Annotated in this window: 11 protein-coding genes and 1 pseudogene; 6 read left to right on the forward strand and 6 right to left on the reverse strand. The window is 70.6% G+C overall.

The genetic code is table 11. From position 1 onward, the window contains the following. The first annotated feature begins 59 nt into the window (after positions 1-59). The 6 genes and pseudogenes from cbiE (at position 60) to QMK28_RS12355 (ending at position 10,153) form a co-directional block, all read left to right on the forward strand. The gene (cbiE, locus tag QMK28_RS12330) at positions 60-1,265 is read left to right on the forward strand and encodes a precorrin-6y C5,15-methyltransferase (decarboxylating) subunit CbiE (protein WP_326437144.1); all 1,206 of its coding nucleotides are present in this window, start codon (positions 60-62) and stop codon (positions 1,263-1,265) included. Positions 1,266-1,517: 252 nt separating this feature from the next. Further along, entirely contained in the window at positions 1,518-5,294 is a 3,777-nt protein-coding gene (cobT, locus tag QMK28_RS12335; RefSeq protein ID WP_326437145.1) for a nicotinate-nucleotide--dimethylbenzimidazole phosphoribosyltransferase, read from the forward strand. 380 nt (positions 5,295-5,674) lie between these two features. Further along, entirely contained in the window at positions 5,675-6,895 is a 1,221-nt protein-coding gene (cobA, locus tag QMK28_RS12340) for a uroporphyrinogen-III C-methyltransferase (protein WP_326437146.1), read from the forward strand. 53 nt (positions 6,896-6,948) lie between these two features. After that, positions 6,949-7,845, forward strand: a complete 897-nt coding sequence (locus QMK28_RS12345) for a TrmH family RNA methyltransferase (RefSeq protein ID WP_326437147.1) — start codon at positions 6,949-6,951, stop codon at positions 7,843-7,845. A 597-nt stretch (positions 7,846-8,442) separates the two neighbouring features. Continuing rightward, positions 8,443-9,284, forward strand: a pseudogene (locus QMK28_RS12350) (IS5 family transposase). A 44-nt stretch (positions 9,285-9,328) separates the two neighbouring features. Beyond that, entirely contained in the window at positions 9,329-10,153 is an 825-nt protein-coding gene (locus QMK28_RS12355) for a glutamate racemase (protein WP_326437148.1), read from the forward strand. 192 nt (positions 10,154-10,345) lie between these two features. Here the strand turns inward: QMK28_RS12355 and QMK28_RS12360 are convergent, their stop codons facing one another. The 6 genes from QMK28_RS12360 to QMK28_RS12385 form a co-directional block, all read right to left on the reverse strand. Then, positions 10,346-10,546, reverse strand: coding sequence for an acyl-CoA carboxylase epsilon subunit (locus tag QMK28_RS12360; protein ID WP_326437149.1), 201 nt, complete (start codon positions 10,544-10,546; stop codon positions 10,346-10,348). A gap of 40 nt (positions 10,547-10,586) precedes the next feature. Continuing rightward, positions 10,587-12,161, reverse strand: coding sequence for an acyl-CoA carboxylase subunit beta (locus tag QMK28_RS12365; protein WP_326437150.1), 1,575 nt, complete (start codon positions 12,159-12,161; stop codon positions 10,587-10,589). Beyond that, complete coding sequence (locus QMK28_RS12370) at positions 12,158-12,526, reverse strand: hypothetical protein (RefSeq protein ID WP_326437151.1); 369 nt, start codon at positions 12,524-12,526, stop codon at positions 12,158-12,160. Before QMK28_RS12370 ends, QMK28_RS12365 begins: the two co-directional genes overlap by 4 nt. 216 nt (positions 12,527-12,742) lie before the next feature. Then, positions 12,743-17,569, reverse strand: coding sequence for a beta-ketoacyl synthase N-terminal-like domain-containing protein (locus QMK28_RS12375; RefSeq protein WP_326437152.1), 4,827 nt, complete (start codon positions 17,567-17,569; stop codon positions 12,743-12,745). After that, entirely contained in the window at positions 17,566-18,882 is a 1,317-nt protein-coding gene (locus QMK28_RS12380; protein ID WP_326437153.1) for an acyltransferase domain-containing protein, read from the reverse strand. The genes QMK28_RS12375 and QMK28_RS12380 overlap by 4 nt, the downstream gene beginning before the upstream one ends. After that, on the reverse strand, positions 18,879-19,427 hold the full coding sequence (locus QMK28_RS12385) for a carboxymuconolactone decarboxylase family protein (RefSeq protein ID WP_326437154.1): 549 nt from the start codon (positions 19,425-19,427) through the stop codon (positions 18,879-18,881). The genes QMK28_RS12380 and QMK28_RS12385 overlap by 4 nt, the downstream gene beginning before the upstream one ends. Between the last annotated feature and the right edge of the window lie 2 nt (positions 19,428-19,429).

A 19,429-nucleotide genomic window follows, 5' to 3' on the forward strand; every position in this document is an offset into this window, starting at 1 on the left:
CCCGGGAAGGTAGTCTCAACTCGTCCCCGACCTGTGACGAGCTCAGGAGATACCCACCGATGGCCGACCGCGTCACCGTGATCGGGTGGGACGGCTCGCCACTGACCGACGTGGCCCGATCCGCCCTCGCCGCCGCCACCCTCGTGGCCGGCGCGGCACACCACTTGGCCCTGGCCGCCGTCCCGCCCGGCGCGGAGCGCATCCGGCTCGGCAGCGTGGACCTCGCCGCCCGCCGGATCGCGAGCCACCGGGGCTCCGCGGTGGTCCTCGCGGACGGCGACCCCGGCTTCTTCGGCGTCGTACGGAACCTGCGGGCGCCCGAATACGGCCTGGAGGTCGAGGTGGTGCCGGCCGTCTCGTCGGTCGCCGCCGCCTTCGCGCGGGCCGGCATGCCGTGGGACGACGCCCAGGTGGTGGTCGCGCACAGCCGCGACCTGCGCCGGGCGGTCAACGTCTGCCGGGCGCACACCAAGGTCGCGGTGCTGACCTCGCCGGGGGCGGGCCCCGCCGAACTCGCGCTGCTGCTCTCCGGAGTGCACCGCACCTTCGTCATCTGCGAGGCGCTGGGCACCGACCGGGAAGAGGTCACGGTCCTCACCTCGGACAAGGTCGTCGACCACACCTGGCGCGACCCCAACGTCGTGATCGTCATCGGTGGCGGCGCGGCCTCCGGGCAGGGCGGCAACTGGCTCGCCGGCGGTGAACCGGGGCAGACCCCCGGCGTACGCGGCTGGGCGCTGCCGCCCTTCGAGGGCGGTGCGGTGCTGGGCGAAGGCGAATCGATCCAGCTGCGGGCCGCGCAACTGGCCAGGCTCGGCCCGCGCGTGGGTGACCTGGTCTGGGACATCGGCTCGGGCAGCGGCGCCGCCGCCGCCGAGTCCGCGCGCTTCGGCGCCGGGGTCATCGCGGTGGACCACGACCCGGCGGCCTGTGCGCGCACCGCCGCCGCGGCCCGGCGCTTCGGCGTCCAGGTCCAGGTCGTGCGGGGAGCGGCCCCGCAGATCCTCGAAGACCTGCCGGAACCGGACGTGGTGCGGGTCGGCGGCGGGGGCGCCGAGGTGCTCACCGCGTGCGCCGCGCGCCGCCCGGAGCGGATCGTCGCGCACGCCTCGACCCGCGACGAGGCCGAGGCGCTCGGCCGGGCCCTGACGGACGGTGGATACGCGGTCGAGTGCGCTTTGTTGCAGTCCGTGGAATTGGACACATCCAATTGGGCGGAGCGCGAGCGCTCGGTCGTCTTCCTGCTGTGCGGGCACCGGGTCTGATCCGACACCTGTGCCGCTTCGGCCATAGATGTCCGGAACGCTCGGCGTGTCGCACACATTTGGACGCGCGGCGTGGATAGTCGGTGGCTGCTTGTAAGGTGTTGTGGTCGTCGCGGGCAGGCCGCGGAGCCCCCACAAACCGTTCGGGGCGGGCCGCGGAGCGCGAGATCCTCAAGCCAGGGCTCAACACGCTCAGTGCACAGTGACGCTATGCAGGACTGGCATCGCCAGGCTTTGGAAGGAGCAGTACCGATGGGCGAGGGGCCGGGCGAGGGAATGCCGGAGAACGCAGGCGGACGACCGGAACAGCCACAGCCCGCAGACGCTCCCGTCGGTGCGGTGGACCAGCGGACGCCCGGAGCTTCCGGCGGATACGCCTTCGGCGAGTCCGTCGACAGCGCCGCCGAGGAGGACGACCTGCTGTTCATGCCGGGCGCGCAGGGCGCCTGGAGCGACCAGCAGCCGAGCCGGCCCGCGCCCCGGTACCAGCCGTCGGCCTACGAGGCGGCCGCCTACGCGGCGGTGGCTGAGATGTCAGGGACGTCCGGCGGACAGCTGCCCGAGGAGCAGAGCGCCCCCGCGCCGCTCGCCTTCGACACCCAGCAGGGCGGCTCACACGAGAGCGGCGGACGCGACACGGGCTCGGTCGAGTTCGACCAGGTGCGGACACAGCCGCCAGCCGCCGCGCCGCAGCCCGCCCCCGTCACTCCGCCGCGCCGTCCGCTGCACATGGGCCCGCCGTTGCCCGACCAGACCGGCGGTGTCGTGCGCTCGCTCGCCGACCGCGGACCGGCCGGCGCGACGCCGCCCATGGCCACCCCCATCCGGCACACGGGCCCGCAGACCACTGGCCCCGAGTACCTCGACGTGCCGCGCGAGGACACCCCGGCCGCGACCGGTTTCGACGAGCCGGGCAACTCGCTGCCCGGTCCGCAGCTCGGCGAGATCCCGCCGCAGCAGTCCGCGTGGACCGCGCAGCCGCAGCCTCCGGCCGACGCCGGACCGCTGCCCGAGCCGCAGCCTCCGGCCGTCGAGGAGACGGCCGAGCGACCGGAGGAAGCGGCGGCCGAGAGCCCGGCCGAGCCGGTTCCGGAGGCCGAGCCGGCCGATGCCGCCGTTCCCACGGACGCGCTGACGGCGGAGGCGTCCGTCACGGAGACTCCTGACGCTGAAGCAGTGGCGGAAGTGCTCCCGGAGGCTGCCGTGGAGGCACCCGCCGCAGAGCCACCCGCCGCAGAGGCAGCCGCTGCGGACGTAGCCGCGCCCGCATCTGAAGCACCCGCGGCTGAGGCGCCGGAAGCTGCTCCGGAGCCCGCCGCCGAACTGCCCGAGGAGCCCGCCGCCGAGGCGGTCCCGGAGACGACGCCCGACGTGGCCGACGTGGCCGAGGCATCCGACGCCTCCAGCGAGCCGATGCCCGCGACGGAACCGGCAGCCCCGGCCGAGACGGTGACCGAGCCGTCCGAAGCGGAAGCCCCGGCCGTCGACGAGGCCCCGGAGACTGTCGATGTCGCGACGGCACCGGAGACCCCGGAGCCCGCTGAGTCCGCTGAGCCCGAGGTGCGTGCCGCCGAGATCGCGCAGGCCGCCCAGGAGGAGCCGGTCATAGCGACCGCATCGGATGCCGCCGACGAGGCCGCGCCGGTGGAACCGAACACCGAGCCGACGCTAGTAGAGATCCCCGAGGCCGCTGAGACCCCGCAGCCCGAGGAAGCATCGCAGCCGGCGGCCGAGCTGACCGACGCGTCGCAGGCCCCGGAACAGCAGGAGCCCGACGAGGAGAGCGCGGCGGAGCCCACCGCTCCGGCCGCCGCCACCGTCGAGGCGGTACAGCCCGAGCCCGAGTCTGAACAGGCCGAACAGGCCGAACAGTCCGGTCGGACGGAGCAGCCCGAAGCCGTGAAGGCACCGGAAGCAGCGGCGGCAGCCGCACCGGCATCGGTGCCCGACGCGGAGCCGGAATCCGTACCGGCCCAGGAGACGGAAACCGCCCCGGAGAGCGAAGCCGCAGCTGACTCGGACACCACCCCGGAGACCGAGACTGAGGGCGCTCCCGAGGCCGAAGCCGCCCCCGCGACGGAGTCCATCCCCGACCCGGAGCCGGAAGCGGAGCCCGAGACCCCGCTGCCGCTCGCCGCCGCGGCGGACGACGACAACGCCCCCGCATCAGACCCCGAGCAGACCGACCCGGAGCCGACCGACCCGTCCGCGGACGCGCCCGTCGAGGAGCTCACCGTTCCCATCGACTCGGTCGAGCCGAACGGCGTCTCCCGCGACGAGCCCGCCCGTGCCGAGCGCGCCGCCGCCGGCTACGACGACGCCGAGCGCGCCGCCGTGCACCGCGTCATCCGCGAGCGCCGCGACATCCGTAACGGCTTCCGCCCCGACCCGATCCCGAACGACGTGCTGCTGCGCGTCCTGGAGGCCGCGCACACCGCCCCCAGCGTCGGCCACTCCCAGCCGTGGGACTTCGTCGTCATCCGCTCCGCGGAGACCCGGGCGAAGATGCACGAGCTGGCGACGCAGCAGCGCGAGGCGTACGCGAAGTCGCTGCCGAAGGCCCGCGCCAAGCAGTTCCGCGAGCTGAAGATCGAGGCGATCCTGGAGACGCCGATCAACATCGTCGTCACCGCCGACTCGACCCGCGGCGGCCGGCACACCCTCGGCCGGCACACCCAGCCGCAGATGGCGCCGTACTCCTCCGCGCTCGCGGTCGAGAACCTGTGGCTCGCGGCCAGGGCCGAAGGTCTCGGCGTCGGCTGGGTCAGTTTCTTCGACGAGCGCGAGATGGTCAGCGAGCTCGGACTGCCCGACCACCTCGAAGTCGTCGCCTACCTCTGTGTCGGATACGTCGACGAGTTCCCCGAGGAGCCCGAGCTGCTGCAAGCGGGCTGGTCCAAGCGCCGCCCGCTATCCTGGGTCGTCCACGAGGAGACGTACGGCCGCCGCGCGCTGCCCGGCGAGGACCCGCACGACCTGCTGGCCGAGACCCTGCAGGGCATCCGGCCGCTCGACGCCAAGGCGCTCGGCGAAGCCTGGGACCGGCAGAAGCGGATGACCAAGCCGGCCGGCGCGCTCGGCATCCTGGAGATCATCGCCGCGCAGCTGAGCGGGCTCTCCCGGCAGTGCCCGCCGCCGATCCCGGAGCCCGCGGCCGTCGCGATCTTCGCGGGGGACCACGGCGTGCACGCCCAGGGCGTCACCCCGTGGCCGCAGGAGGTCACCGCGCAGATGGTCGCCAACTTCCTGGGCGGCGGCGCGGTGTGCAACGCCTTCGCCAACCAGGTCGGCGCCGAGGTCTGCGTCATCGACGTCGGCGTCGCGGGCGAACTCCCCAGCACGCCAGGTCTGCTGCCCCGCAAGGTGCGGCACGGCACCGCCGACCTCAGCGTCGGCCCCGCGATGTCCCGCGAGGAAGTGCTGCGCGCGATCGAGGTCGGCATCGAGACGGCCCGCGATCTGGTGGCGGCGGGCAACAAGGCCCTCATCACCGGCGAGATGGGCATCGCGAACACCACCGTGTCCGCCGCGCTGATCTGCGTCTACACCGGTTCCGACCCGGCCGAGGTGACCGGTCGCGGCACCGGCATCAACGACGAGACGCACGCCCGCAAGATCGACGTGGTCCGGCGCGCCCTCGAACTCCACCAGCCGGACCCGGCCGACCCCGTCGGCGTCCTCTCGGCGATCGGCGGACTGGAGCACGCGGCCCTGGTCGGCCTGGTGCTCGGCGGCGCCTCGCTGCGTACGCCGGTCATCCTGGACGGCGTCTCGGCCGGCGCCGCCGCGCTGGTCGCCCGCGCCATCGCGCCGGAAGCGCTCGCCGCCTGCATCGCGGGCCACCGCAGCGCCGAGCCGGGCCATGTGGCCGCGCTCAACAAGCTGGGCCTGCGCCCCCTGATCGACCTGGACCTCCGCCTCGGCGAGGGCACCGGCGCGCTGCTGGCCCTGCCGGTGGTGCAGAGCGCCGCGCGGGCCATGCACGAGGTCGCGACCTTCGACTCGGCCGGCGTCACCGAGAAGGGCTGACGCCACACCGCGTCCACGCCCGACGTGCCTGATCGGCCCGACCCGCACGCCGGCACGGCGCTCCCGCGTCCGCCCGCCGCCTGCGGGCGGGCCGGGCCCTTGAAGCGGCGCGCGGCTGCGGGCCCCGCCGCACCGCCCCGTAGTACCGCCCCCCGCCGCACATCACGGGGCTCGCTTCAGCCCCACCCCTCCGGCCGCGTGCTCAACAGGCGGAAGCTCCCGTCCCACGGAGTGATCTACGGGACAGCGCCCCCGGCCGACGCCCCATAGGGTGTTCCGCAGGGCTCGCCCCGCGTCTCGTCAGCCGTCGCAGCGCAGCAACGGCTCGCACCACCACCACCACCACCGCCACCACCATCCGTACGAGGAGCCACACCGCCATGGCCGAGAACATCGCATACCCCGTCGGACTGCGCCTGTCCGGGCGGCGCGTGGTCGTGCTGGGCGCCGGCCAGGTCGCCCAGCGGCGGCTGCCGGGGCTGGTGGCCGCGCGGGCGGACATCGTGCTGGTGTCGCCGTCGGCCACCCCGTCCGTCGAGGCCATGGCCGACGCCGGTGAGTTCCGCTGGGAGCGCCGCGCCTACCGTGAGGGTGACCTCGAAGGCGCCTGGTACGCGCTGATCGCCACCGACGACCCGGCAGCCAACGAGGCGGCTTCGGCCGAGGGCGAGGCCCGCCGGATCTGGTGCGTACGCAGCGACGACGCCGAGGCGGCGACGGCGTGGACGCCGGCCACCGGGCGCAGCGAGGGGGTCACCGTCGCCGTGCTGACCGGCCGCGACCCGCGCCGTTCGGCCGCTGTGCGGGACGCCGTCGTCGAGGGGTTGCAGGACGGCACGCTGGTCGCCGCGCGGCACCGGACCCGTACGCCCGGCGTTTCGCTGGTCGGCGGGGGCCCCGGCGACCCGGATCTGATCACGGTCAGGGGCCGCAGGCTGCTCGCGGAGGCGGACGTCGTCATCGCCGACCGGCTCGGCCCGCGCGACCTGCTCGATGAGCTGCCCTCGGACGTCGAGGTGATCGACGCCGCGAAGATCCCGTACGGCCGGGCGATGGCCCAGGACGCGATCAACCAGGCGCTGATCGAGCACGCGAAGGCGGGCAAGGCCGTCGTACGGCTCAAGGGCGGCGACCCCTTCGTGTTCGGCCGGGGCATGGAGGAGATCGAGGCGCTCGCGCGGGCGGGTGTCCCGTGCACGGTGGTGCCCGGCATCTCCAGCTCCATCAGCGTTCCCGGCGCGGCCGGAATCCCCGTCACCCACCGGGGCGTGGCGCACGAGTTTACCGTGGTCAGCGGCCATGTCGCGCCGGAGGACCCGCGCTCGCTGGTCGACTGGTCAGCGCTCGCCAAGCTGCGCGGCACGCTCGTCCTGCTGATGGCCGTCGAGCGCATCGGACCCATCGCGGCCGCGCTCGTCGCGTACGGCCGGTCCGCCGACACCCCAGTCGCCGTCATCCAGGAGGGCACGATGGCCACGCAGCGCCGGGTGGACGCCACACTCGCCACCGTCGCGCAGACCGTGCTGGCGGAAGGCGTACGGCCGCCGGCTGTCATCGTCATCGGCGAGGTCGTCACCGTGGGGCCGGGTAACCAGCGGTAACAGATCAAGGCCCCGGCGTTGGCACCACAACCAGGACAAGGCAGTATCACCCTGTGGCTGAACTCATCACGGTCGACGACCCCGACGACCCCCGCCTGCGCGACTACACGGGTCTGACCGACGTGGACCTGCGGCGCAAAAGGGAGCCCGAGGAAGGGCTGTTCATCGCCGAGGGCGAGAAGGTGATCCGGCGGGCCAGGCAAGCCGGGTACGCGATGCGCTCGATGCTGCTGTCGGCCAAGTGGGTCGATGCGATGCGAGACGTCATCGACGAGGTCCCGGCGCCGGTGTACGCGGTCAGCCCGGACCTCGCCGAGCAGGTGACGGGTTATCACGTGCACCGCGGCGCGCTCGCCTCCATGCAGCGCAAGCCGCTGCCGACGTCCGACGACATCCTCGCGCGGGCGCGCCGGATCGTGGTCATGGAGTCGGTGAACGATCACACCAACATCGGCGCGATGTTGCCTTTGGGTCTACAAGAACGCACAGCTCGGCGCGTCGCCGTGTTCGAGGATATCGTCGATCATGCCAACCTGGGGGCTGCCTTCAGGAACGCCGCCGCCCTCGGCGTCGACGCGGTCTTCCTCACCCCGGGCTGTGCCGATCCTCTCTACCGGAGGTCTGTGAAGGTCTCGATGGGGGGCGTCTTCCAGGTGCCGTGGACTCGTTTCGAGTCCTGGCCGAAGGGCATCGAGGTCTTGCGCTCCGAGGGTTTCACGGTCGCCGCACTCTGCCTGAGTGACCGAGCGATCACCCTCGATGAACTCGCCGCGCGAAAAGTCGAGGCACTTGCCCTGGTCTTCGGCACGGAAGGCGTCGGCCTCACCCCCGGGGCCCTCGCCGCAGTTGACGAGCACGTCCGCATCCCGATGGACGCCGGTGTCGACTCCCTCAACGTAGCAGCCGCCTCGGCTGTGGCCTTCTACGCCACCCGGCCGCGAGCTGACTGAACCCGGCGTACAGGCCGGCTCGTCTGCCGCCACCTGGGGTTTTACCTTGGAAAGGGTCTCTGACCTGCGTCGGAGGCCCTTTCCGATCTTTCAGGCGCTTGCCGTGTTAGGCGGCAAAAAGTCCCTCGGACGGAGCCGAAAGTCCCTGAAAAGTCCCTGAGTGAGGCCTCTCAGAGGAGCCCGTCAGGGCAGGTGAGCCAGCGGGTGCTGATGCGACAGACAATTACCGGGTGGAGCTCTGGGGGCGGCTGGCATGGGACCCCGTGGATAGCGGCGGGCCTGAGGCAGTCTCCCGGTCACGGCCTACGCCAACCGAGTGAGGCTCGCGGTGAAGAAGGCTGTGCCCTTTGGCGACCGGCGGTGCACTGAGGTACTCGAGGACGTGGAGGGTGCGCTGTGGCAGGGCTGGATGCTGGAGGTCGAAGGGTTCCGGTCGAGGCCGGAGCATCTGCCGGACATGCAGCGCCTGGTGGTCGCGGTGGATCCTGCTACTAAGAGGTCGCGCAGATAGGCGCGGTGCTGGTACCCCGGCAGCGAGACAGGCACAGGTCCTGGCGATCATGGAGTTGCGACGCTCTGTGATCACCGGGGAGACCTGTGCCTGTGCTGCCACCATGGCTGACCGAACCACTCTGGGGCCAATTCGCGGCCCTGCTGCCCGAGCGGCCGGAGTACCACCCGGACCATCCACTGGGCTGCCACCGCCCACGCATCAGCGACCGGATCATCTTCGACAAGATGCTGCAGCTCCTGCGGTTCGGCTGCTCCTACCAGGCGATCGCCGACACGACCTGCTCGGCCACCACGATCCGCAACCGCCGGGACGAGTGGATCCGGCTCGGCGTCTTCGCCAGGTTCAAGCAGATCGCGTTGGAGTCCTACGACCGGATCGTCGGCCTCGTCCTCGATCAGATCGCCGTCGACGGTTCCATCACCAAAGCCCCGGCGGTGGTGAGGTCGCAGGAAGCTCACCGGTAGATCGCGGCAAACAGGGCTTGAAACGCTCAGGTATGACGGATAGTTATGGAATTCCACTGGGCCGTGTGCTGGCTGGAGCGAATCGTCATGACTCCCCGCTGCTTGCCCCGACCCTGGACCGCCTGGAGGACCTGGGACCGCTGCCCGAAGACGTCACCGTGCATCTGGACGCCGGCTATGACTCGGACAAGACCCGCACCCTGCTCGACGAACGCGGCCTGCACGGCCGCATCGCACACAAGGGCGAGAAGGCACCGATCCAGGCAAGCCAGAGGTGGCACGTCGAACGCACCCACGCCTGGCAGAATGCCTTCCATCGCCTCGCCCGCTGCTACGAGCGCCGGGCCACCGTCATCGACGCCTTCTTCGACCTCGCCGACACCATCATCACCGTGCGTAGCCTGATCCGCCGAGCGTGGACCACTCACCGCTGGGAGGGCCGCCCCCGCCGCCGCCCGTGACGGACCGCCATCTGCGCCAGTGGTCGGCTGGTAACTTGACTCCCATGATGGTGGCATTGATCGACTCAGGGCTTGGCCTCCTTTCCACCACAGGATGGCTTCGGCACCTCGCCCCGGAACTCGATCTGCTTCTGTTTCTGGACCCCGACGGCGCCCCCTGGGGATCGAGAACGGCCTCCTTCGTCACGGACCGTCTGTTCAGTGCCGCCCAATTGGCCGTCCAGCGGGGCGCGGAGGCCATCGTGGTCCCCTGTAACACCGCCACCGTCACCGCGATCGATGCTCTGCGCGAGAGTTTTGAACCCCGAGTGCCTGTGATCGGAACCGTGCCCGCCGTGAAGTCGGCCGCAGCGGCCGCCCAAGGTATCGCCGTGTGGGCAACCGTCCGGACCACGGCGAGTGACTACCAGGATCGCCTGATCGCGGACTTCGCGAACGGTCGGCCTGTCGCGCGTGTCGCATGCCCTGGTCTGGCCGAGGCGATCGACCACGGAGACATGGCCGCAGCAGCGGAAGCGATCGCCGACGCGGCAAAGCGGACCCCCCAGAATTGCGACTCCGTGGTGCTGGGATGCACGCACTACCCCCTGGTGGCGCCAGAGATTCTGCAGAGCCTGCCCACCGGAACCACCCTGTACGACAGCGCGGAGGCAGTCGCCCGCCAAACACTGCGGCGATTGGACAGAACCACGGAATCGCACAGCAGCACGGGCTCCATCGACGTGGTACTCAGCGGGCGCCGCGGAAATCTCCCAGCAGGCGCCCACGCCTACCCGGTGGGTCGCGCCCTTGCCGCCGCAGCGCGGGTGCCCCGCGAAATTCTCATCACTGCCGCAACTCGCGCCTCGATGGCTGCTCCAGCGATCTGAGCAAGTCCCGGAACCCCTTCATCTCGTCGGCCAGGCGTACAGCCACTCCGTTCGCGGCAGACCCCGGGAAATCACAGAGCGTGACAACTACGTGATCGCCCAGGACCTGTGCCTGCTTCGCCCAGGGCTCCCCACCGCGCCTAGGGTCTATCAGGATTTGATTCATGACACTCCCTCGTACGCGGGTGGTCCTCAGTCCTGCCAGGAGTGGGGAGCGCGGAAGCGCGGGATGCGCACGAGGCGGCGCCAGTCGGCCCTGAGGCGGCCTCGGCGGGCCCGGGTCCGGGGGGCGGCGGCGCGGGCGAGCAGGGCCGCGGTGAGGGCGGCCAGTTCCTCGGGCTCGGCGTGTCCCTTCTCGACTCGTAGGAGGGACTTCTTGGCGGGAGTACTCATGGAGGTCGTGTCTCCGTCTGCTCGGTAGGTCTTCACTGGGTTACTGCGGGGGGTTGCCGTGTTTGCGGGACGGTAGGTCGGCGTGTTTGGTGCGGAGCATCGCGAGGGAGCGGATGAGGACCTGGCGGGTGGCGGCGGGGTCGATGACGTCGTCGACCAGGCCGTGCTCGGCGGCGTAGTAGGGGTGCATCAGCTCGTCCTGGTACTCCTTGACCATCGCCGCGCGTTCGGCGTCGGGGTCGTCGGCGGCGGCGATCTGCTTGCGGAAGATGACGCCTGCGGCGCCTTCGGCGCCCATGACCGCGATCTCGTTGGTCGGCCAGGCGTAGGTAAGGTCGGCGCCGATGGACTGCGAATCCATGACGATGTACGCGCCGCCGTAGGCCTTGCGCAGGATCAGCGAGATCCGCGGAACCGTCGCGTTGCAGTAGGCGTACAGCAGCTTGGCGCCGTGCCGGATGATCCCGCCGTGCTCCTGGTCGACGCCCGGCAGGAAGCCGGGCACGTCCAGTAGGGTGACCAGCGGGATATTGAAGGCGTCGCACATCTGGACGAAGCGGGCGGTCTTCTCGGACGCCTCGATGTCCAGGACTCCGGCCAGGTTCTGCGGCTGGTTGGCGATGATGCCCACCACCTGGCCGTCGAGACGGGCCAGGGCGCAGATGACGTTCTTCGCCCAGTGCTCGTGGATCTCGAGGAGTTCGCCGTCGTCGACGAGCTCCTCGATGACCTTGCGCATGTCGTACGGGCGGGTGCCGTCGGCCGGCACCAGGTCCAGCAGGGCGTCGTTGCGGCGGTCGGCCGGGTCCTGGCCGGGGTGGTCGGGGGGGTTTTCCCGGTTGTTGGACGGGAGCATCGCCAGCAGGTAGCGGACCTCGGCCAGGCAGGTCTCCTCCTCGTCGTAGGCGAAGTGCGCCACTCCCGAGGTCCCAGCGTGCACGTCCGCGCCGCCCAGGCCGTCGTGGGTGATCTCCTCACCGGTGACCGCGCGGACCACGTCCGGTCCGGTGATGAACATCTGCGAGGTCCCGCGGACCATGAAGACGAAGTCGGTCAGCGCGGGGCTGTAGGCCGCGCCGCCCGCGCACGGGCCGAGCATCACCGAGATCTGCGGGATGACCCCCGAAGCGTGGGCGTTGCGCCGGAAGATGCCGCCGTAACCGGCGAGCGCGCAGACGCCCTCCTGGATGCGGGCGCCCGCGCCGTCGTTCAGCGACACCAGCGGGGCCCCGGTCGAGAGCGCCATGTCCATGACCTTGTGGATCTTCATGGCGTGGGCCTCTCCCAGCGCCCCGCCGAAGATCCGGAAATCGTGCGCGTACACAAAGACCGTGCGGCCCTCGACCGTGCCCCAGCCGGTGATCACACCGTCGGTGTACGGCTTGTTGGCCTCCAGACCGAAACCGGTCGCACTGTGCCGGCGCAACTGCTCGACCTCGGTGAACGAACCCGCGTCCAACAGCAGGTCGATCCGCTCCCGGACGGTCAGCTTGCCCTTGTCCTGCTGCACCTGGGTCGCACGGTCGCTGGGCCCGTGCCGGGCCCGCTCGTGCAGGGCCTGCAGTTCGACCGCACGCCTCCGGGCACCTTTAAAAAACCTCTTGGACGCGGTCATGGACCGGCCACCGGCACCAGTTCACCGGTGCCGGACGACCAGCGGTGGCCCGGCTCGACCGTCCGGCCCTCGGCCGGTTCCGCCCAGGGATCACTCCCGTACACCTCGCGCGCGACCTCGACGCGGCGTCTGGATGCCTCGTCCTCGCGCAGCCGGGACCCGGCCAGTTGCCTCTGTAGTGCCTTCCCCCCGGTGATGTCCGCTCCTGCTTCGATCATCGCGCGCATGGCGGCTACCGAGGCGCGCACCGTGGGGTAGCCGACCGGGGGACAGCCCGTCAGGGCGGCCCGCCCCTGGGCTCGGGCGGTAGCCGGCACGGTAGTCGGCCGGGTGTCCGGGGGCTGCTTCATCATCGTGGTTGTCACGTGCGGTCATCCCCTGTCTGAAGTCTGTCGGTGGCCCCGGCCATCCGCCGGGAGCCTGATGACGTGCTGTGCCGCTGCCGCTGCCGGGCCCGGTCTGTTCCCCGACCGCCTCGGCTCGGGCGCCCCGAGGGATGAGGGGGAGGGACACACCGGACGTCCCGTACCCGTCTTCTTCTCGTGTGCCTGGCAGGGCCAGGAGTCGTTCAGACCGGTGAGTCATGGTGATTCAACGGACACCGTCCCCAAGGAGGCCAGGTTGACTCCGTCGATCTCCAGGAGCACCCGGTGGGCGGGAGTGGATGCGCGGAAGACGTGATCGGCGTCCATGGACAGTACGAGGGTGTGCCCGTACTGGGCGGCGAGATCCCGGTCGTTGGCGCCGTCGGTATGCAGGTCCAAGCGAGCCAGTGAGCGAGGGACGAGCAGTGGCTGCCGTCCGTCGTCCCCCGATATCAGGGCGGCGGTACGCAGGGCAGCACAGATCATCAGGGCCGGCGTTGTCATCCTGCGCAAATGCTGCGCCCCGGCGAGGCGGGGTGTCCAGATTGCTTGCGCCTCCGAGGCCTGGACCTGTCCGTGCGAGCTGCTTCGGAAGATGCCACGCAACGACACCGGGGCATCAGGAGCACTGTACGGGTCGCCCGCTGCTGTCCCCTTCCCGTCCATCGCTCTGCTCCACCGGGGGGCGGGGGTTTCGCCGGCCCGGCCAAGCAGTACCTCGGTACGGAAGTTCCTGCGGGCCCCTTCGCGCGGCTGCCTGTCGGGGCCGAGTGTGTCGGAGCGAAGGGTGACCAGGACCCGTGCTGTTGCCTCGGGCGGGTCGGAGGGGGTGAGCAGTTCTGCCTCGATGCGCAAGGGTGAGGGAGTTCGGCGGTAGAGCGGGCGGATGAATGTTTCGAAGTCGGCGTCGCGGAATCCTCGGGTGAGGAGACCGGGCACGAGGGCTTCGGCGGCTTGCGCGGCGATCTCCAGCATGAGGACGCCGGGGAGGGTGGGTTTGCCGTCGACGAGGTGATCGAACAGGTAGTGGTCCCGGTCCGGATCGAAGAGGCAGAGCCAATGCGCCGTCGTATCGGAGGGTCCGGGGGTTTGCGTGCCAAGCCATGCGGGGCGCCGGTGCACCTGCGGGGGGTGGGTGGCCTCTTCGTGGATGAGACCCGGTCGTTGCGCGCGCAGAATCTTTAGTTCACGGTCCCCGAGGTAGGTTGATGCACCGTCGAGGATGCGTGCGGCGGACAGTTCCGCGAGGAATTGCGCTGTCCCTTCTTTGGTGGATACCGGGGTGAGGCGGCCGTCGTGGGCCATGCGTTCTTGGAACATCGGGTCCGTGCCCATCCCGGTCTCCCCCCACAGGGTGAAGGCGACGGTGAATTCGGTGGTGGGACTGCTGAGTTCAGCGGTGGCCTCCAGATAGCTGTTGCCGGACGCGTAGTCGGTGTCTCCCGGCAGTCCGGCCGTTCCGGAGTAGGAGCCGAGATTGCACCACAGCGGTGGCATACGTTCGGCGAAGGCTGCCTTGAGGTTCCGGTGGCCCAGCACTTTGACGTCACGGACGAGCCGGAAGGAGTCGAGGTCCTTGCGTTCCAGGAGCGCAGGCCGGAACAGCCCCGCGGCGTGGATGACGAGGTCGACACGCCCATCGGTGCGCAGGATCCGGTCGACGGTGCGGTGCACCGCGTCGGCGTCCTGAATATCGCAGGCGGTGTATCGCACCCGGTCCGGGCCGAAGCAGCGCTCCAGACGGCCCAGTGCGCGTTGCACTTCGCGGGCTCTCAGCAGGGCGTCGACGTGCCGGACGGCGGACCGCGGTGGCCGGTCGGGCTCGCGCTTGCGCAGTGCACGCAGCAACCGGGTACGCAGCTCGCGCAGGTGGTCATCGTCCACGGCGAGCACGTCGGGGGGCACGGGGCTGTTCTGGGTGCGTCCTAGCAGCCACACCGTGGGCCGGGTCTGCTCTGACAGGGCGGCGAGCAGAGCACCGGGGATGCCGCCCGCCCCGCCCGTGACCAAAACGACCGAGTCGTCGCCGATCGGCAACGGGGGTGCCGGTTTGGAGAGCGGACAAGGGTGCAGCGTCTCGGTCTTCCGTACGCCCTGGGTGTAGTGGACGACCGGTGGTGGAGCCGGCCGGGCGGCCCGTTCCGCCGTGACCCGTCCGAGCAGTTCCGGGGAGATGGGTGCGTCGGTCACCACCGCGAAGACGGGCGAGTCGGGGCGTTCCCACGCCAGGCTCTTGACGAAGCCCGTGAAAAGTGCGGCAAGCGGATGGGTCCTGTGGCCACGGTCCTGCCCGGTGAGCAAGACGGCCAATGAGCTTGTGGGCGTCCAACGGCCCCACAGCCGCTGGGCTGCGACGAAGAGCACGTCATGCAAGGCGAGAGACCGCTCAAGGGTGGCCGTGCTGAGATCGCTGATGACGGTGAGATGGGGAGTGGAGCCGTCGAGGGCTTCCCGAAGACGCTGGCGCCCGTCCGGGGCGTCGAGGTCGCTGATCGTCAGGACCCCGGGAAGGGTGCTGCGCGGGTCCGTGGTGATGACCACCGCATCGGACCGTCGCAGCTCCGGCCAGATCCGTTCGGCGCATGCGGCGGAGTCCAACAGGACCACGCTGCCCTGGGGTACGGACGGTCGTGATTCCCCGGCGGCGGCACTGGTTCCGAGGGGGGAGGCGGTCAGCGTCGTCGTGTAACGACTTGTCAGGGCCTGTAGCGCACCAGCGGTCCCGGTGGTGGTGAGGTCCGGACTGTCAGGTGGCAGGACGGTGACAGCAGTGGAGCCGTGCTCGGAGGAAAGCTCTGTGGGCCATTGGCTGGTCTCCACCGCGCGCAGGAGATCCACAGCGCGGTCCGCCGCGAGGTAGCTGCGTTCCCGAACGACGGGAACAGCGCGTGATCCGGTGGCCTGGCCGCAGTCCAGCCGTGCCAGTACCGGCCAGCCGCGCTCCCGGGCCGTATGCTCGCCCGTCACCGCGAGCAGAAACGCGCCCTCGGCCAGGCCCTCCTCGGGGAGTCCTGTGGCCGCGGCCGTCTCCGGTGTGCTGTTGCCGTTGACCGCGAGTACCAGTGCCAGGTCCAGTTCCCCGGTGCGCAGATAGCGCTCGGCCACCTTGAGCGCGGTCAGCGCGCCGTCCCGGCCCGCGTCGACGGCCATGGTCGGGCCGTGCAGGTCATGGCGTGCCGCGACCCGGGAGGCGATGACGTTCGGCAGTACACCGGCTTGGGTGTCCTCAGTGCATGGCGGGACGGTTTTCCGTACCTGCTCCAGCCATGGGCCGACCCAGGCGTTGGCGGGTGCGCCGGCCGGTCCGCCGAGGGTGTGTGCCAGGTCGTCCCCGTAGCATCGCAGAGCGGTACCGGCGAGGGTCCGGGGGATTCCCATATGCGCGGTGATCACGCCGGTGGAGTCGCGGAGCTCTGACCACAGTTCCCCGTGCGTTTCGACGAACCGGGAGGCGACCTCCAGCGCCATCAGCTGGCACGGATCCACCGCCGGGACGGTCCGGCTGGACATCCGGATGCCGGCGGGGTCCGGTGCCGGGTAGGGCACGGCGAAGGCGGGAGCCGGGCGGGGTCCGGCCTCGCGCAGCCAGTCGCGCACCTGTGGATGGGAGGGGGAGCCGGGCAGATGGGCACTCCAGGCGACCAGCACGGTCGAGTCGAGGTTGCCGGCCGGGTTGGAGCGCAGGCCTGTGGCAGAGGCTGGGTCGGAGACGAGCAGGTGGGCGTTGGTGCCGCCGAATCCGAAGGCGGACACCCCCACGGTGCGCGGGCGGCCGGACCGGAACGGGAAGGGAACGGCCTTGCGGGGGATGCGCAGGCCCGGGGGATCGACGGGCGGGGCGGAGCCGGAGAGGCCGTACTGGGACGGTATCTGCTCGTTGCGCAGTGCCAGGAGCGCGTGAATGAGCGAGACCACCCCGGAGCTCCAACCGGCGTGACCAAAGACCGACTTGTTGGAGCTGCACCAGTAGCCCTGCGGCGGTGCCAGAGCCGAGAGCACCTCTTGCTCGACCCCGTCACCCACCGGGGTACCGGTGCCGTGGGCGATGATCCACTGCGTATGCTCCGGCGGAAAGGCGTTGACCGCACGGGCCCGCTGGACGGCCCGCTCCTGGCCGGCAGGGTTGGGCGCGGAGATCGACTTGCCACGCCCGTCGGCCGCCGCCCCGAAGCCGGCGAGGACGCCGAGGACGGTGTCCCCGTCCGCGAGGGCTCGCGGCAGCAGTTTCAGTGTCACCATGCCCGCCCCATCGGTGAACAAGGTACCGTCCGCCGAGGCGTCGAAGCTGCGGACCCGTCCCGTGGGTGACAGCCCGCGCAGTTTGGCGAACATCACCGCCATGCTGGGATCCAGTACATTCACCCCTCCGCAGTGGGCTACCTCGCACTCGTCCGCGAGGAGCGCCTTCGTCCCCAGGTCCACGGCGTACAAAGACGAGGCGCAGGCGGTGTCCACCACCAGGGATTCGACACACCTCTCCACGACGCCGTCCATGGCCGCCCGGACGATGGCGTCCGGCAGCGTCGCGCCATGCGGGGAAGGGGCCGCATGGCGGTAGTGCTCCAGCAGCGTCTTTCGTAGGCGGTCGGCTTCCGGTAGGTCCCCGGCGACCCGGTAGGCAGCTTCCACGACCAACGACTCGATCAGACTCTGGCTGCCGCCCGGCCACGCGCCCACATAGACCCCGCACCGGTCGTCGGCGGCGATATGGACGCCGTCGCGTGCCTGGAGCAGGGTGTGCCGCAGCCAGCGCACTGCCTGGTCCCGGCCCGGCCCGCCGCTGGACCGCTCAGCCGCCGCGAGCAAGGGATGGGGCCGGAAGTCATGCAGGTAGCCGGATACCCGGGAGTAGGTGCGATCCACGGCGTCGGGGTCCGCCGACCAGAAGCGGTCGAGGTCGAAACGGCTGCCGGGTTCGCTGAAGACCGCCCGGCTCCCGTTGAGTGCCGTCCACAACTCTGCCGGGCTGGAGGCGTGCGGAAGCGCGATGCCCATGCCGACCACGGCAACCAACGGGGCGGTGGCCGGTTCCGAGAGATTCACGGGCTCAGCTCCTGCAATACCTCGGAGACCTGTGCCAGCGTCGTTGCCACGACCCGCCGATCTGGTGCGGGCTCCGAGAGCTCGTAGTGCCGGAGAGCGTGCTCGAAGACCGCGAGCTGCTTGAGGGAGTCCACTCCTAGCTCGGCTTCGAGGTCGATGTCCGCGGTGAGCAGTTCCGCCGGGAAGCCCAGTTGCTCCGCATAGATTTCGGCCAGCTCAGCCATCAACTGAGGGTGATCCGGCAGGGCGTTCTCCCGGGGGCGGACGTGGTCTGCCGCTGTCGCGATGGGCGGCACGGGTATCGGTGCGCTTTGTGGTTCTTCCGGTGCGGGCAGCCCGTTCACGTGGATGTCGGCGGAGCGGAGGGCCTCGACGAGTTTCTCGGCGCTGCCTCGGCTGGGCAACAGGGAAGTAACCCTGGCCGAAGAGGGCAGGGATTCCCGGACGAGTCCGGCCAGCGCTTGGCGTGCTCCGGCCTCGACGAAGACCCGTACCCCGTCCTGGAACAGCGTGAGCAGCCCGGCGTAGAAATGGACAGGCTGCACCATGTGGCGCTCGACCAGTTCCCGTACGTCCGCCGATGTCCGCAGGTAGCGGCTGAGCGTCGCCGAGAAGACCGGTACCCGGGGGGCGTGAAGCGGCAGTTGCGCGGTAGCTTGGGAGAAGACATCCGTAACGCCGTAGAGCAGAGGGTTGTGGAAGGCATGGCCGGCTCGCAGCCGAGTAGCCCGCACACCGACTGCGGAAGCGAGACGCGCCACCTCCTGCAGTGATTCCGCCGGTCCGGACACCACGCTCTGCGCAGGGCCGTTGTCAACAGCCAGGCAGAGTTGGGAGTCGTCGAGCAGGCCGACCAGGTGCTGCGCTCGCCGGGCGCCGAGACCGAGGGCGACCATCCCGCTTTCCGGTAGCTCAGCCTGGCGGAACGCCGCGCTGCGTTCGCAGACTATACGCGTCGCATCGCTCACCGAGACAGCCTTGGCCGAGGTCAGCGCGGCGAGTTCGCCGAAACTGTGGCCGACGAGCACATCGGCCCGCACCCCGAGGCCAACGAGGATTTCATAGGCCGCGGCATCGATAGCGTAGATCGCCAGATCCAGGGCCTCCGGGCGTTGCTCGAGCAACTCGTCCACCGACGCCGCATCCGGCTCCAGGAGCAGCGGAGAGATCGCCTCGTGACCATACTCGGCGGCCGTCTCGTCCACGGTGTCGAGGAGTGTTCGAGCGGAGGGGAACTGGTCGATCCGCTTACTCAGCACACCGGGTATATAGGCGCCCTGGCCGGGGAAGAGGAATGCAGTGCGAGTGGTCATCGCTCGTGCCTTTCGGTGGGGTGAGCCGGGGAGGCCTCGGGAATAGGGGGGAGCGGCAGCAGGCCGCTTTCGGCGTAGAACCGTTTTGCGACCTTGATCGCGTTGAGCGCTCGGGGGAATCCGGCGTAGGCGCTGATGTGAACGAACGCCTCGACGACCTTTGCCGGGGGGATCCCGATCCGCTGTGCGATGCCCAGATGCATGGCAATCTCGTCTTCGGCTCCGCCGAGTGTGGCTAGGACTGCAAGGGCCAGGAGCTCACGCTCTGGGGCATCGAGCCCCGGCCTTCCGTGGAGGTCACCGAAGACGGTGTCGATGACGAGGTGCCCCATGGCCGGGCTGACATCGGCCAGCCCGGCGAGGAACGCCTGAACAGCCTCCTCGCCCGCGAGCCCGCAGGCATTGTCGAAGGCCCGCCGGTAGGGGGTCTCCGGATCCGGCCTACGGCCGCCCCCGGATTCTCCCTGCGCCGAGGCTCCCACCACGGCCACGGGGACCGCGGGCACCCGGCGCGAGCGCCAGGCCTCTCCATCGGTGCCGGTCATGG

The sequence above is a fragment of the Streptomyces sp. H27-D2 genome (assembly GCF_035828615.1).
Taxonomy (GTDB): domain Bacteria; phylum Actinomycetota; class Actinomycetes; order Streptomycetales; family Streptomycetaceae; genus Streptomyces.